At 55.6% G+C, this 15,906-nt stretch carries 11 protein-coding genes; 3 read left to right on the top strand and 8 right to left on the bottom strand.

Annotated features, from left to right (window positions below; genetic code table 11):
• Nucleotides 1–64: 64 nt before the first annotated feature.
• From NW834_RS05905 to NW834_RS05930, 6 genes are all read right to left on the bottom strand, one after another.
• Nucleotides 65–1,771 (bottom strand): ATP-binding protein, encoded by a 1,707-nt coding sequence (locus tag NW834_RS05905; protein WP_414419269.1) that lies wholly within the window; start codon nucleotides 1,769–1,771, stop codon nucleotides 65–67.
• Nucleotides 1,771–2,364: a hypothetical protein gene (locus NW834_RS05910; RefSeq protein ID WP_011433556.1), complete on the bottom strand. Its 594-nt coding sequence runs from the start codon at nucleotides 2,362–2,364 to the stop codon at nucleotides 1,771–1,773. The genes NW834_RS05905 and NW834_RS05910 overlap by 1 nt, the downstream gene beginning before the upstream one ends.
• Nucleotides 2,361–3,554 (bottom strand): DNA double-strand break repair nuclease NurA, encoded by a 1,194-nt coding sequence (locus tag NW834_RS05915; protein ID WP_414419270.1) that lies wholly within the window; start codon nucleotides 3,552–3,554, stop codon nucleotides 2,361–2,363. Before NW834_RS05915 ends, NW834_RS05910 begins: the two co-directional genes overlap by 4 nt.
• Nucleotides 3,544–7,140, bottom strand: coding sequence for an AAA family ATPase (locus tag NW834_RS05920; protein ID WP_414419271.1), 3,597 nt, complete (start codon nucleotides 7,138–7,140; stop codon nucleotides 3,544–3,546). Before NW834_RS05920 ends, NW834_RS05915 begins: the two co-directional genes overlap by 11 nt.
• A gap of 2 nt (nucleotides 7,141–7,142) precedes the next feature.
• On the bottom strand, nucleotides 7,143–8,411 hold the full coding sequence (locus NW834_RS05925) for a metallophosphoesterase family protein (RefSeq protein ID WP_414419272.1): 1,269 nt from the start codon (nucleotides 8,409–8,411) through the stop codon (nucleotides 7,143–7,145).
• A 180-nt stretch (nucleotides 8,412–8,591) separates the two neighbouring features.
• The gene (locus tag NW834_RS05930; RefSeq protein ID WP_414419273.1) at nucleotides 8,592–9,485 is read right to left on the bottom strand and encodes a bestrophin family protein; all 894 of its coding nucleotides are present in this window, start codon (nucleotides 9,483–9,485) and stop codon (nucleotides 8,592–8,594) included.
• Nucleotides 9,486–9,740: 255 nt separating this feature from the next.
• Here NW834_RS05930 and NW834_RS05935 point away from each other — a divergent pair, with 255 nt between their 5' ends.
• Nucleotides 9,741–10,232 (top strand): helix-turn-helix domain-containing protein, encoded by a 492-nt coding sequence (locus NW834_RS05935; RefSeq protein ID WP_414426255.1) that lies wholly within the window; start codon nucleotides 9,741–9,743, stop codon nucleotides 10,230–10,232.
• On the opposite strand, the gene NW834_RS05940 is transcribed toward NW834_RS05935, so the two are convergent.
• Entirely contained in the window at nucleotides 10,233–11,069 is an 837-nt protein-coding gene (locus NW834_RS05940; RefSeq protein WP_414419275.1) for an anti-sigma factor domain-containing protein, read from the bottom strand.
• 218 nt (nucleotides 11,070–11,287) lie between these two features.
• Nucleotides 11,288–11,533, bottom strand: coding sequence for a twin-arginine translocase TatA/TatE family subunit (gene tatA, locus NW834_RS05945; protein WP_011433563.1), 246 nt, complete (start codon nucleotides 11,531–11,533; stop codon nucleotides 11,288–11,290).
• Nucleotides 11,534–11,727: 194 nt separating this feature from the next.
• Here tatA and NW834_RS05950 point away from each other — a divergent pair, with 194 nt between their 5' ends.
• Together NW834_RS05950 and glgB are read left to right on the top strand one after the other, a co-directional pair.
• Nucleotides 11,728–13,203 carry a dihydrolipoyl dehydrogenase family protein gene (locus NW834_RS05950; protein ID WP_414419276.1) on the top strand — a complete coding sequence of 492 codons (1,476 nt, stop codon included), beginning with the start codon at nucleotides 11,728–11,730 and terminating at the stop codon, nucleotides 13,201–13,203.
• A gap of 60 nt (nucleotides 13,204–13,263) precedes the next feature.
• Entirely contained in the window at nucleotides 13,264–15,555 is a 2,292-nt protein-coding gene (gene glgB / locus NW834_RS05955; protein ID WP_414419277.1) for a 1,4-alpha-glucan branching protein GlgB, read from the top strand.
• Nucleotides 15,556–15,906 lie beyond the last annotated feature (351 nt).

A 15,906-nucleotide genomic window follows, 5' to 3' on the forward strand; every position in this document is an offset into this window, starting at 1 on the left:
CGGATTGTAGATTTGGCAGATTCAGCGATTGAGATCAGGCCACAGTTGGAGTTTTGGGCCATTGCTAATCAATGCTGAGTCCATCCACTACCTGAGGTTGAGGACGCGGTTTGAGAGGGGCTGACTGAGCCAAGCGATCCCGCTGGTGGTGTTCTTGAGAATGCCTTTGCCAGAGGCCAAGAATATCCAACGTTTCGCCGCCATGCTGCGTGTAGCGCTGCCGCACTTTGCACAGTACAGGGGTATTGACGCACACCCCGGAGATGATCACCTGACCTTTGCTCAAGGCGGGCAATTCCTGTAACAGATCCCGTCCGGCAGCCTCGACACTGTGGCGCAAATTTTCCTGATCGGCGGGGTTGACAATTCGCATCAAAAATTGGCTCATGCATTGAGACAGAATATCCGAGTCCAACTTGCCAGGGCGTTGCGTGATCAGCCCTACTCCCAGTCCAAACTTGCGTCCTTCGCTGAGGATGGTGCGCAGCACCTGTTTGCAACGGGAAGGCTCGTGGGCAGGGGCAAACCGATGGGCCTCTTCCAGCAGAATAAAGACGGGATAGGGCAAGTAATTTTCGTCCCCCGGCTGGATCTTGCCTTTGTGGGTATTGATCCGAGCATAGTTGGCCTGGCGCAAGATGGCAGCAGCGATCACCTGCTGTTCTTCTTGGCTGATCTCATGCATTTGCAGGATGGTTACCTGCCCCGGCTCAAACAAGTCTTTGGGAGCTAGGTGTTGCAAATTGTCGAAATAGGGAGAACGGTCGATCTGTTCTAATTTCCACTCCAAAGCGGCGGCTGAGGATCCCTGGGATCCATCCTCTGCGGAATCAGCCTCGTTTACGGCATCGATTAAGTCCTGAATCGTCCAGCGGATCGGGTTAAATTGAGTTGTTTTGCGAAAGGCTTTCTCCAGAAAAGATTTCTGTCGGTCAGTGGTCTCTGGCAGCAGGGTCAGAATATCAAAGAAGTTAAGAGAAGATACACGAATCTTAATTTCCTGCGGTGAAAGAACCTTGACTTTGGGTCGGTAGCCATCTTCCCCAAAAAACTTGGGGTGGGACTGCATTTCTGCCAGCGTGTGGTATTCCCCGTGGGGATCGAAAATGAGGACGGCAGCTCGGTTTTTGGGCAAAAGCAGCTCTTCAATCAAAACCCCTGCTGTATAAGATTTGCCGGATCCTGTCCCCGCCAAAATGGCCAGATGGGTGCTGACCATTTCCTTGACGTCCAGTACTACGGGCACTGCTCCCTCATCGCGCAACAACAGGCTGCCCAAGTGAGCACCCCCAATGGCTGTTTCATCTCGTTTGTTCAAAATCGATTTCAGCAGACGATTGGAGGCCAGAAAAACCTTGGCACCGGGATCCGGAGCGCGGCGGGGGTTAATAAAGCCCATCTTCTGATTGAAATAGCCGATGACCTCGACGGTAACCGCATAGATTTCCGGATTGGGATGGGTGAAGCCCACCAGAGCCACAATGGTGCTGGGATCGATTTCGGTATCGGCAAAGATGCGATCGGGGATGTGATCCAGGAGCTGAACTTGGCTAATTTTACCCAAGATTTGCAGCGTTTGCGATTGGGGATCCTGGACTTCGTAGTAGACGAAATCGCCCACCTTTACCGCTTGGGTATTGGAAGTGATGAAAACATATTGGTTAGAGGTTTCTCCAGGCCCTTTGACGGTGCCAATTACCTCTGGAGAGTCCTCAGTTGGAGAGAGGGTGGCTTCTGGGTAGTGGCCATTGACGGTGATTTTTTGGGGCATCAGCGCATCGCTCCTACAGTCATTTTCCAGGCCAATTCTTTGCTTAAGATTTGCAGAGCTCGCCGTTGAGCTGGATCGGCAAACATCGGCGTAATGTCGTTCAAGACTTGGTAGATCAAATGATTGGCAAAGTTGCCGCCGCTACTCAGCAGCAAACCATAGTAGGAAAATTGGGTTTGACCTTGGGGATCCTGGTGAAAGCGCAGGATCTCTTCCCGGCTCATGCGAAAAACCGGCGTGTTTACAGGCACCACCACGCGTGGGATCCCTTGTCGGCCACAGCGGCGCTCTTCATCCAAGGCCCCGATTAAGACCACCGAGAGTAGCGTGCGCACCTCATTCTGCAGATCGGGGGAAAAATAGGGATCCGGCTGGCTGGAAAGGCGCGGCCCAGAATTGAGGAACATCGGATTCAGGAGTTGGGTATTGTAAACCAGACCTACAGCCCAGTGTCGCCGGTCGCTTTCTAGCTTGACAAAGCTGCCGAAGCCATAGTCATCAGGAGCCGGCGGATTTTTGACTTCTAAAGCATCGTCCACCTGCACCACATAATCACAGTGATTGTTGGAGCGAACTACCTTTCCCAATCTCATCGGACTCGTCTCCGCTGTAATTTACTTACTGTTTTCCGGGATAGCCTTAGGTTCAGCTTTTCGCGAGCGGCCCAATCTTGCATGAGACGCAAGAAAAGGTTGCGATCCTCATTGCGAATAACGGCTATTTGATCGGCTGTCTCCAGCACATAAGGATAACCTCGCCCAATCACCACCTCACAGCGAACCAGATCCACCAACCAGTCCAACAGTCCTGCCTCATAAACCCAAACGGGTATTTCCAGGCGAGCCGGAAAGTTGTCATTGGTGCGCAGGTAAACAAACCCCACTCGCTCCCGCATTTCTTGGTAGGAGTTGAGGATCCCATCTTGGGGGTTGAGGCTGCCGCCGCGGGCACAGATGAAAAAAGGTGTGCGATCCCCCCACTCCAACCAGGGACTAAGCAGTTGCGCATCGTGAAGCTGTGGAGCTTCGGGTAGGTCAAAACAATGCTTCAGCAACGCCACCAAATCGGAAGTGTAGGTGGTGTCTATGTAGGCCACGATAGGGATCCGGCTTTGCTCGCTGGCCCGCAAAAGCTGGAGCAAACACTGCACATAGAAATCTTGGCTTTCTGGCTCGAAGACTTCGGCAAAAGTAGCCACCAGCGCCCCGTCCAAAAAGGCCAATTTTCGGGATCCCGGTTGGGATTTTTGAATGTATTCTACAAGTCTCTCGATTTCCATTTGAAAGCGGCGCATGTTAACCATTCGCTCTTTCGGTTCGCCGCTGCTGTCGGATCCCAGGTCCCTTGGAGTCAATACATCCACTTGGATGTCTTTTTCGTACAAGCCTGCTGCGCAGTGATAATTTTCATACCAGCCGATTTGCACCAGCGCCACCGGTATTGACAGATCTTTGCTGGGATAAATCTGGGATCCATCTACGGCAAAGGTAGGAATATTTTCAATGACCGACTTCGCCCAATCGCGGCTTTCTTCGTAATTGGCCCATTCCTGCTCAAAAGGGATCTTCCAATTGGAGTAGCGATCCCACTCTGCAGTAGGTAAAGCGCCTGGGAAAGGGAATGGAGCTATTTTTTCGGCAATCTCTAAGCTCGACCACTGGCGCAAGCTTTCCATAGCCTGCTTATAGTATTCTCTGCGCTCCGACAGCCTTTGATCAAAAGTGGCAAAGGCCTCCCGCTTTTGCTGCAACACTGCCAGGATCCGGTCGGCTCTAAACACCATAGGCGGGATCCCTCCCTACCGACTTGGATCCGGAGTGCCTTTCCACCCGAATAACATTTTCTGTCATTTGCTCAAAGGTATCGTCGTGGCTGATGACAAACAGCTGCTCAAAAGATCGCAGGTTGGTAATAGCCTCTGCCAGCCGCTGTCGCCGTTGGGTATCCATATTGGTGGTGGGCTCATCGAAAAAGGCAATATTTAGTTGTCCCAACACCTTGAGTAAAGCCAAGCGCACTGCCAAGGCCGCCGACATTTGCTCTCCCCCGGAAAGGCTGGCAAACCGTCGTTTGGGGCTGCCGGCTTCTTGAACGCGGATCTCATAATCGGCTTCCCAGGTCAGGGTGACGTTGGGACGGTTGAGAATTTCTCGGAAGAGGTGATCGGCAGTATGGTTGATCTGCTGCAGGTAGTATTGGGTAATTTGAGGGCCGGCTTTTCTATAGGTATCTCGGCTAAACTTGATAAAGCGGTGTAGGCGTTCTTTCTCAGTTTTTTCTGCCTCGACTTGCTTTAAGCTTGCCTTGGTCTGTTCCAATTGCCGCAACTTTTCCTCAATTTTGCTCAGTTGAGGAGCTAGGCTCTCCAGTCGGGCCTGGGCTTCGGCTTTTTGAATTTCGGTGGCCTGCAGAAGGGATCGAAGATGCTCATGCTCCTGCGGTCGATACAGAGCAGCTAAGGGATCCCGTGCTGCGCGAAGTTGGGAAAGCTGAGTTTGCAGTTGCTGCCGCTGGGCGTTTAGCTCGGCCAGTTCCTGTTCCCGTTGGGGAAGCAATTTGGCGATGGGTTCCGCCTGCAGATAGCGCTCGTGATCTAAACGGTATCGTTCGCGTTCTTCCTGCAGGGATCCCAGCTCTCGATCCAGATGCTCCGTTTGGCATAGGGCCTCCTCGATAGGGTTGAGTGCGGCCTGTAAATCCTGAAGCTGCTGCAGGCAGTCGGCCTGCATTTGTAAATATTGCTTTTCCTGTTTTAACTCTGCTTTGAGCCGTTCGGCTTGGCTTCTGGGATCCCCCAGAGATTTTAAGGTTTTGGCGGCTTTTTCAATTTGGGCTTGCAGGTCATCTTTGGATCTCTCTGTTTGTTCCCAGCGGTCGATCTGGGCTTGTTTTTCTTGCTTGGCTTTCTGGATTTGATCTAGGGCCAACTGGGCCGCTTGGAGTTCATCTTGCCGTCGGGGCAAACTTTGGGCAAGAGGCTGCATGCGGATAAAGGTCTCGTAGTTGTTGCGGTGCCGGCCTTGTTCTTCCCGCAAAGCTGCAATTCTTTCATCCAGATCTGAAAGCGGTTGCAGCTGCTCTTCTAGGGCTTGTATCTGCTGTTGGAGTTGCTGAACATGGGCCGCTATTTGTTGATATTCTTGCTCAACCCTAGACTTGCGGCTGAGATCTCTTTCCAAGCGCTGGATTTGCCCTCTGGGATCCCCCAGAGCTTGCAGCGCCTGGCCAATTTCCTGTTGTTGCCGAAGGAAGGTGGGCTCAGCCTCAAGATCCCAGTGAAGATCATCAATTCTGCTTTGTCGTTCGGCTTGCAACTGCAGCAGTTGCTGAATTTGGGCTTGTAAATCGGGTATTTGTGCGGTTAGGCCGAGCAAGGGTTGCAAAGTCCTGAGTTGTTTTTGGATGTTGGACAACTGCTGACGAAGTTGGGGCTCGGAAGTTTGGGGAGCCAGATCCTGCAAAATCTGATGGATGGACTGGAGCAACTGTTGGCTGAGTGCTGAAGATCGAGTGAGTACCTCTGGGATCCGCTGCCACAGAGATTGAAGTTGGGGATAGTTGTGTCGCTGCGCTTCCAATTCGTCCAGAAGTTGCCGGATGCTGTGATGGTGTTGAGCCAATTGATCCGAGCCCTGCTCAAAAAGGGCTTGTAGCTCCTGTTGAAATTGACGAGCTGCGGCAATGCGGCTGAGCTGAGTTTGCAATCGCTCCTGTTGAGTTTCGAGCGCAGGAATGGCGGCTACCCGATCCAAATCCGCCTGCCGTTGTCTCAGTTGGAGCTGCAGTTGTTGCAATTGGACTTGGCCTTGTTCCTGCTCCGTTTCCCGTTGTTTGAGTTCAAGGCGCAGAGCCTGAAAGGAAGCCAACTTCTCGCCAAGTTGGGAGTGGCGCTGCTCCAGGGAGGCCTGCCGTTCACACAGGGGTTGCAGCTCAAGTTTTTCCGCCTCCATTTTTTGGAAGATCTGGAGTTGTTGCTGATATTCGGATCCCTGCAGCTCCAATCGATGCAGTTGATGTTGCAAAGTTTCCCGTTGAGCCAGTAAAGTTTGTCGGGTTCGCCGCAGCGCTTCCTGCTCTGCAATGAGGGTTTCCAACTGCAAATAACGGTTGTAGGTCAATTGATGCTGCCGACATATGGCCTGGGCCTGTTCAGCTTCTTGCACTCGGCTTTGTAGCAGTTGACAGCGCTCGGCGTGGGCTGTCCATTCTGCCTGGATCTGTTCCCATTCGCGGTGCAGGTGTAGCAACGTGTTGAGCTGTTGAGTCCAATAGGTCTGCTGACGCTCTAGCTCCTCTTGGGCCTGAATTTGCGGGGTTAGCTCCTCTAGCTCCTGCTTCCAGCGCTGCTGTTGGCTTAACTTTTCTTGAAGTCTTGCCAATTGGTTTTCGATATGCTGCTTTTGCGAGAGCAAAGCATCCCGCTGTTTCAGCCACTCCAAGCGTTGCTGTTGCTGTTTTTCCAGCTCCCGCAAGCGAGCTTCTGTGGCCAAAAAATGCTGAGATCCCTCCCAGTATTGCTGTTGCTGCGCTTGAGCTTGCCTGGCCTCTGCCCATAACTTTTCTGCCTGCTCAAGAGATACCTGAAGCAGGGATCCCTTTTGCTCCAGTTGGGCAATCTGGTGATCTAAAGTTTGGATTTGCTCAAGCCATTTCTCCAGTCGCTCGATCTCAAGCTTAACCTGATCCAGAGTGTGGATCGATTGACTCAAGCGCTCTTGCCAATAACTCAGTTCTTGTTGGATTTTCTGCCGCTCTGCTTGGAGCGGATCCCACTCCTGTAGCTGTTGATGGAGCAATTCAATTTGATGATGAATGGCCTGAATCTGCGCCTCGCTGTATTTTTCGACCGCCAACAGGTCTTTGGCTACCTGCTGGTACTCTTCCACCTTTAAGATGCGATCGAAAACTTCTTTGCGATCTCGACCGGTTTTGAGAAAGTCTGCCGTGAAAGTCCCTTGGGGCACCCCAATCGTTGTGGCAAAGAGCCGCGCCAGGTCGGTACCGGCAGGTACGCCCAAATGTTGCCTCAGCCACGGCAGCACATCGGACTTGCGCTCATACTCTAGGCGCTGCTTCAGCTGGGGATCAAAGAGACGATATCCCTGCGTGACGCTGCGGCGAACATCGTAGGTGCGCTGATCCCATTGGGAGATAAATTGCACAGTCACCACTGCGTCGTTGGCCCCGGAGCGAATGATTTCTTCTTGGCTGTAGGGGCAGTAGTCGAACAAAACCCAGGCAATGGCTTCCAAAATGCTGGTCTTGCCCGCTCCGTTTTCTCCGCAAATGGCGTTAATACCTGGCTCAAACGTGAAGACGGCATCCTCATGAGATTTGAAGTTTTGTAAAGCGAGAGAGAGGATCCGCATAATCAGTCTTCTGCTCCCCAAAAAGCTCCCCTTAGGTGAGCATACACTTCCGATTCTCCTTGCCCATCCAAAACCTTTTCTTTAAGATCCAGAAGCAGCCGCGCTAGCTCTTCACTGCGTTTGCGGTAGTGGGCATGGCTGCTCAGCAGATCCCTGTAGATTTTCTCTTCGATTTGTAGCCTCTGCCCCTCTTCTTCCAAGGAAAGGGCAGCCGACCCGAGCTCTAAAGTATTGGCCTCAAAACGAAACAGAACCAGCAAGGCGCCGGTAAGCTGCTGAATTTGACACTGTAGGGCGCGGCTATCCAGCTCATGCTTGGCGAACCCCACCTGTCCCACCAGCCGCAACTCCACCATCGGCTCCATCTCACTTTCCTGAAGGCGGGATCCCTTGGCCAGGGCAATGGCTGCTGCGGCAATTTGTTCGGGGGTTTCTCTGCCCTTGGCCTCCAGATAGAGCCGGCGACGAGGCCGCTGATGGTAATCCTGTACCAACTCCGCTTGTGGCGGGCCATCTCCCCAGCGGACGCGGTAGGCCCCTCGTTGGAAGTCCCATTCGGCGATGCTGTTGGCCTCCAGGGATCCCGGATTGAAGATCCACCCCCCCTCGGAATAGCTTTTGTGAATGTGTCCCAAGGCCAGGTAGCCCACTCCCGCCTCCCGCAAGGGCAACAGATCCCGGTAGCGCAAAGCACCTTGGTAACGGGCAATTTGGCCTTCTAGACCATGGTGGAACATCAACACCACCCGTTCTGGGCCGGGGGGCAACCGTCGAATGGCCGCCGCCAACTGCTCAATCGACCTGGGAGCTGCCGATCCGTACCACTGGGATCCGATCACCCGCACCCCACAGGGCAGGTCTAGGTAGCCCCCCCGCCCACCCGCCCAGGGACGCAACTCCAGGCCCTCTTCCCCTGCTTCCGGCTCCAGCAGGATCAACTCCCCGTGATCGGCCAAGTACCTCAGCCAACTGGTTTTCACGCCATAGGGACGGTTGTCGTGGTTGCCCTCGATGGCCAACACCGGAATCCCGGCCTGCTGCAGCTCCCGCAAGACGATCTGGGCTTGGTTGAGAACGCCGGGCTGAATCTGCCGATGCTCGAACAGATCTCCGGCGATGAGCACAAAGTCCACCGGATCCTGAATGGCATAGCGCCGGACAACATCCCGAAAAGCCAAAAAGAAGTCCTTGCTCCGCTCCGGGCTGTCGTAGCGGTCATAGCCCAGATGCACATCGGCCAGGTGTAAAAATGTGCAGGTTGAGCAGGCCATCCCCAGAGCACCTCGGCAAATTGTCCACAGTTTAGCAAACCCATCTTGTTCCCTACCCAAGATATAGGGATCCCTTCCTCTCAATCATCGGGTTCGCCCCGGCTATCTCCACTAGGGGTAGGTGCCGGCTGAGGATCTGAAATGGGCAGCTGCCCTGCCATCCAGAACGGCGAGAGTTCCCTAAGTGGAATTGATCAAATCCGCAATATTGTGCTTCATCTTGTTGCAAATGTTATCGAGGGGCAGATCATTGGGATCCCGGCCGAAGGGGTTTTCAATTTCGATGCCGATCTCTTCAACGCCAAACAACATAAAGCTCAGCCATCCCACAATGGGGCCGGTCATCCAACCCAAACCTTCCACCATCTGAAACGGCAAAGATAAACAGTAGAGCAATAACAACTGCTTCAAGTGCAGGGCATAAGCCATGGGCATTGGGGTCATGAGAATGCGCTCACAGGCCCCCAGCGCATCCACCATGCTGTTGAGCCGCTCCACCATGATCGTGAGCTGGTAGACCTCAACGCGGCCCTTTTGGTATTGGCGCTGCAGATAATCTCCAATCCAAAAGGCAATCTGCAAAGGGGGATGGTTGAGGCTTTGGAGACGTTGCAACTGCTCCGGGCTGAGGAGGGGCTGAATCTCATCCAGCAAAGGTTCCTGGCGCAAGTGCTGCTTCATGGCCATGGCAAAGGCGGGCAACAGATATAGAGTTTGGATCTTCTCTTCCCGGTCGCCGGGCTGCTTTTCTTCAATGGCTACCCAAATCAGGCGGGCCAAATTGCGCACGTCATTCACCACGGATCCCCAGGCTTTCCGCCCCTCCCAGAACCGTTCGTAGGCGGTGTTTGTCCGAAACACTAGCATCAAACCCAAAACGATGTTGGGCACAAACGCCACCAAGGACGACAGCGCCAGGGGCAGCCCCAACTTATACAGAACCGAAACCAGCACCCCGGCCAAGCCGCAGATAAAGGCGCGGGGAAGCACTGCCGGTACAACCGATCCTTGCAACTGCAGGGCCAGTCGAAACCAACGCAGCCCCTCTCCTGCAAGATACTTGCGAAGAACCATAGTGCAGCGTCGGCAAGCTTGCCCTCTGATCCTACAGCCACTCCTACAGCCACGGCCTGCCGCCCTAGAGGGGATCCCTTGCCCGCCTATCCTGAAAAGCGACAAGGGTGGCCTGTTGGAGATTTTTCAGCTGGAGATTCTGTAAACGTCAAGAGATGCCCAGGCAAACTTCACGAACAACTTCCAAAACCCCAAGTTACTGTGGTAGACTCTCCGCCAGGCAACGAATTCAACGCTGTTCTGCGACGCCCCAACATGGCTGGAGTCCTCAAGCTCGACATTCAGGAATCGGCTGAAGAGCTCAAATCTCTACTTGGCAAGCAGTCCACACCGACCGGGAAGGAGCGGGTTCAAGCTCTTTACCTGCTCAAGATTGGGAAAGTCAAGACGATGACAGGCTTGGCTGAAATTCTGGGGCGGGACATCTCAACGATTTTTCGATGGTTTCAACGCTACAAGGCCAGGGGGCTAGAGGGCATGTTGACGGTGCCCCGCAACCAAGGGCGCAAACCCCTCATCCCCAAGCCGGTTTTGGAAATCCTCAAGCAGGAGCTGCATCAGCCTGGCCGATTCCGTACCTACAGCGACATTCGCGAATGGCTGCGGGAAACCCACGGTGTGGATGCTTCCTACAAAGTTGTGCATGAAACTGTTCGCTACCGTCTCAAGGTGCGCTTGCGGGGATCCCATGCTAAGCGGCGCAAAAGCGGGAGACAAGCCCCCCAGTTATCCCCCAATCTCTCCTGATCATGGCTGGTCGGCAGGGATCCAGAAACTGCTCTGCAGCAGAGGCGGGCCTGTGGGGGATTCGCTTCCTCCTGCCGGTTCAAGGGTGACGAGAAGGCGGGTCGGCTGCTCAGAATGGAGGGGTTGACTGAGCCATTGCAGGGATCCTTCCCCGTTGACGGCAAAAGTGCCGGCGTTTTCCAGCAGTCGTCCCCCTCCCTGGATCTCCGACTCCAGCCACAGTTGATAGGTGCTCCCTGGGGGGGCGGGAGCCATCTCCGAGGCCAAGAGCAGCACCTGCTTGGCATGGGGCGACCAGAGGGCTTGCACCAACAGGGGAGTGCTGAAGCTGGGATCCCGCAGCAGGGTTCGCTGCACTTGCGGCTGTCGTTGCCACTCTTGGTAGAGCCGTTGAACTGCCACCGACTCTCCCTCGATGGGGGATCCCCACTGCCAGCGCAGCCGCCAGTAGGCCGCTGTTATGGCTACCGCGTAGATCCCCAGCACTGCCAGGCTGCCCCAAAGGAGACGTCGCGGCCCCAGAGGGGCTGAGGTTTGAATGGAGAGGGGGGCAGGTAGCCAAGCCCAACGCCGCAGCCGTTCCCTGGCTTGAAAGGCCGTCAACTCGTAGAGCCACAGGGCCACCGAGCGATCCCGCTGCAGGTCAAAGGCATCGGCGTGTTTCCAGCAAAACTCAAACACCTGCCGCACCACCTCTTCTGCCTGGTGAGGTTGCTTGAGAATGGCCAAGGCAATATCCAGCAGGCGCTTCCGATAGCGATCCTTGAGCAAGAAGTGGCTGCGGCGATCCCGCAGTTGGATCTGGCGCATCAACTCGAAATCGGTCAGCTCAGCCATACCACCTCTGGGGCATCCGATGGGCCTATCCGGGCTGATTTTGGCTCAGCCGGTAGCACTAGGCTGGGGAACTTTCCAGAACTATACACTAGCCCTGGAGCCGGCTCCCTTGCGAGCTGACTTCACCTCTCATCCAAAGCTGGCTTGGATCCCCCCTCTCAACAGTTCCGGCAGCAGGCCCCTTGCAGGAGTTGGGATCCCACCCCTCTCCGCGACCCTCAGGCGGCATCCTTCTCCACCACCTTCTCCACCTTTTCCGTGCCGGCAGGCTCGTCATCGCTGCTGGGGTTGTTCATCTCTTGTTTGAAACTCCGCAACGCTTTGCCAAAGGCGCTGCCCAACTCCGGTAGCTTCTTGGGGCCAAACACGACCACCGCGATCACCCCAATCACGGCCAGCTCTGGCAGGCCCATGCCGAAGATGCTCACGGCCAGGATAGGTTCGCTCGGCAGCAGAATAGTCATAAGTCCCCAAAACCTGAAAAGTAGAACAGACGGATCAACCCAGCTTGCAAGGGATCCATCCGTCCCACTCTAACAAGTTCTTCTCCCATGCAGAAAGGGATCCTTTGGCAAGGACTTCTCCCAGCCTACCCCCGGCCTACTCAAGACATAGGATGGTGCTATCCCTTGCCCGATGTTTTTGTTCAGAACAAGCCATGCCTGTCCCCTACGATATTGTGGTCATCGGCGCCGGTGCGGCGGGTCTGGTGGTGGCCAGCGCTGCTGCCCAACTGAAGGCCAAGGTGCTGCTGGTGGAAGGCAGCGACCGCCTGGGCGGAGATTGTCTCTGGTATGGCTGTGTGCCCAGCAAAGCCCTTCTTCACGTGGCCCATACCGTCCATCGGATGCGCCAGGCCATTGCTGCCGGTTGGGTGACTCTCCCCGGCCCAGCAGGGATCGCGGTGGATTACCTCAAGGTGTACGAACACATTCGCTCTGCCCAGAGCTACATCGCCAACCACGCCGATTCGCCAGATCGCTTCCGCCAACTGGGGGTGGAACTGGTGTTTGCCAAGGGCCACTTTGTGGATGGGCGCACCTTTGAGGTGGCAGGACGGCAGGTACAGGCGCGGGCTTTTGTCATCGCCACCGGATCCCGTCCTTGGGTTCCCCCCTTGCCAGGCTTGGCCGAGGCGGGCTATCTGACCAACGAATCGATCTTTGACTTGACCCGCTTGCCCAAATCGGTGGCGGTGATAGGGGCGGGGCCGGTAGGCTGCGAGTTGAGCCAAGCTCTGGCCCGTCTGGGATCCGAGGTGACCCTCATTGCCAGCCGCGAGCGCATCTTGACCAAGGAGGATCCCGAAGCCGCCCAGGTGGTGCAGCAACAGTTGGCCCAAGATGGGATCCGCATCCTCACCCGGGTACGCGCCACAGCAGTTGGCCAAGAGCAAGGGGCAAAGCTGCTTTCCCTAAAGGCCAATTCCGGGGCAGGCACCGCCGCTGCAGGTGATCAAGTGATCCGTGCAGAAGCGATTTTGGTGGCCGCCGGTCGGATCCCGAACGTGGAAGGGCTGGGTCTAGAAGCCGCCGGCGTGCAGTACACCCCCCAAGGGATCCAGGTGAATGCCAAGCTGCAAACCCGCAATCCCCGCATCTACGCCTGTGGGGATGTCATCGGCGGGCCGCAATTTACCCATGTGGCGGCCTACGAAGGGGCAGTGGCCCTGGTCAATGCCCTGTTTTTCCCCCTCAGCCAAGCGCGTTATCGTGTCATTCCCTGGGCCATCTTCACCGAGCCGGAGCTGGCCCGTGTGGGCCTCACCGAAAGCGAAGCCCGGCAGCAATACGGCAAGGATGTGGTGGTGCTCAAACAGGAGTTTGCCGATGTGGATCGGGCCCAGGCAGAAGCCGCCCCCCTGGGCTTTGCCAAATTGATCTGTCGACGCAACGGCCAGATTTTGGGGGCGCACCTGGTGGGATCCCAGGCGGGAGAGCTGATTCATGAAGTGGTTTTGGCCATGAGCCGGCGGCTGCCCGTCTCTGCCCTGACCGGGATCCACATCTACCCCACCCGCTCGGAGGTGAACGCCAAGGCGGCCCTGCAGCACCGCAGGCAACAATTGGCCACCAACCCCCGCCTGCAGAACTTCTTGCAGGGATTCTTTGCCTGGAGGCGGGCCTGGAGCTGACAGCGCAAACTGGGGGTCAGCCACCGCTAGACTAGAATGGTCATTTACTGAGGGTTCCCGATGGGCTTTCTCCTGTCTGCCGAACAAGTGGGTCAGTTTGTTTCCAACCAATGGCAGGATCCCTATGCCGTTTTGGGCCCCCAGCAGATAGAAGAGGCCGGGAAATCCTTTGGGTTGGTGCGCGCCCTTGTGCCCAATGCTCGGCAGGTTTGGCTGGTGGAACGCGCCACTGGACAGGCTTACCCGATGCAGCCGCTGCACCCGGAAACGCTATTCGAGCTGCGCTTTGAGCCGGGAACCCCTCTGCCGGACTATTTTTTGCGGGCCCAACGGGTCTGGGATCCCCAAGGGGAACACTTGGAAGAATGGGAGGATCCCTACCGCTTTCCCTTGGAGAAGGTCAACCACATTGGCGAGCTGGATCGCTACTTGTTCAACGAGGGGAATCACCACCGCATTTACGACAAGCTGGGCGCCCATCTCATCACGGTGGATGGGGTGAAGGGGGTGCATTTCGCCGTCTGGGCTCCCAACGCCCGCAACGTCAGCGTTATCGGCGATTTTAACCACTGGGACGGGCGTCAACACCAGATGAAGCGGCTGGGCGAAAGCGGCATCTGGGCGGTGTTCATCCCCGGCATAGGGCCAGGCGCCATCTACAAGTACGAGGTGAAAACTTCCTGGGGGGATATCTACGAAAAATCGGATCCCTATGGCTTTCAACAGGAGGTGCGCCCCAAAACCGGCTCCATCGTAGCCGACCTCAACACCTACACCTGGCACGACCAAGCCTGGCTGGAAAAACGCGCCGCCACCGATCCCCTGCGCTCGCCGATTTCGGTTTATGAGGTGCATCTGGGATCCTGGATGCACGCCTCGGCTGAAGATCCACCTGCCGAAGGGCAAAGTGTGCTGGTGGACCAAAAGCCCAATACTCGCTTCCTCACCTACCGCGAGCTGGCGGACAAATTGATCCCCTATGTGAAGGAGCTGGGCTTTACCCACATCGAGCTGTTGCCGGTGGCAGAACACCCCTTCGATGGCTCTTGGGGCTATCAGGTGATCGGCTACTATGCCGTGACATCCCGCTATGGATCCCCGCAAGACTTTATGTATTTTGTCGATCGGGCCCACCAAGCCGGGATCGGCGTGATTGTCGATTGGGTGCCTGGGCATTTCCCCAAAGATGGGCATGGGCTGGCTTTTTTCGACGGTACTCACCTGTACGAATACGCCGACCCTCGCAAAGGTGAGCACAAAGGCTGGGGCACTTTGGTTTTTAATTATGGCCGCAACGAGGTGCGCAATTATCTGGTGGCCAATGCCCTTTTTTGGTTCGAGAAATACCACATCGACGGGATCCGGGTGGATGCGGTGGCCTCGATGCTTTATCTGGATTATGACCGCAAAGACTGGATCCCCAATCCCTACGGCGGGCGGGAACACCTCGAAGCCATCGACTTTTTCCGGCAGCTCAATACCCTCATTTTCAAATACAACCCCGGTGCGCTTTCCATTGCCGAAGAATCTACTGCTTGGCCGATGGTAACTTGGCCAACCCATGTGGGCGGGCTGGGCTTCAACTTGAAGTGGAACATGGGTTGGATGCACGACATGTTGGATTATTTCCACATGGATCCCTGGTTCCGCCAGTTCCATCCCCATTTGGTCACCTTCAGCCTCATGTATGCCTTCAGCGAAAATTACATGCTGGCCTTTTCTCATGATGAGGTGGTGCATGGCAAGAGCCACATGTTGGGCAAAATGCCGGGGGATCATTGGCATAAGTTCGCCAGTCTGCGGGCTTTGTATGGCTACATGTTCACCCACCCTGGCAAGAAAACCTTGTTCATGAGCATGGAGTTTGGCCAGTGGAATGAGTGGAATGTTTGGGCAGATCTGGACTGGGAGCTGCTGCAGTATGAACCCCACGCCAAGTTGCGCCACTATGTGGCCAGCCTGAATCACCTGTTGCGCTCCGAACCTGCCCTGTATACCCAAGACACCAAGCCAGAAGGGTTCCGCTGGATTGACTGCAGCGACCATCGCGGCATTGTTTCCTTCATCCGCTATGGGGAGGATCCCAGTGAGTGGGTGGTGGTGGTTTGTAACTTCACGCCGGTGGTCTGGCCCAATTACCGCATTGGGGTACCGGAACGAGGTTTTTATCGAGAGCTGCTCAACAGCGATGCTGTGGAGTTTTGGGGCAGCGGGGTAGGCAATTTGGGGGGCAAGTGGACAGACGACTGGGCCTACCACAACTTGCCCTACTCCCTCGAGCTCTGCCTGCCGCAACTTTCTACCTTGGTGCTGAAATGGCAGCCGCCGCAGCCGGTCGAGTCCCAGAATTGACACCCTGCTGGCTTCCTTCCGCCGCACTGGGAGGACGGGTCTGGAGACTTCGTTTTTTGGCCATTTGTAGTCCTTTCAAGCTGGATTGAGACAATCCCCAAGCGCTCCATACCGCTTCCGAGATCACCCCCAGTCCTCTTCCCAGAGGGAGAGGGGAGTTGGGAAGCAATGGGATGGAAATGTTTCATTTCGTTTCATTCTTATTTAAAATGACTGTGGGCGTGGGTGCAGTGTTCTAGTTTGAATCGAAATGACCATAAGGCAGACATAACTGAGTGCTACGGGCAGGTTTTTTCTGAGAGGATTTCAGCAATGGCCGCAGCCACCCGCTCTTGTTGACAGGTGGTCAAC

Origin of the sequence: Synechococcus sp. R60.1, assembly GCF_047461835.1 — a bacterium.
Lineage (GTDB): Bacteria > Cyanobacteriota > Cyanobacteriia > Thermostichales > Thermostichaceae > Thermostichus.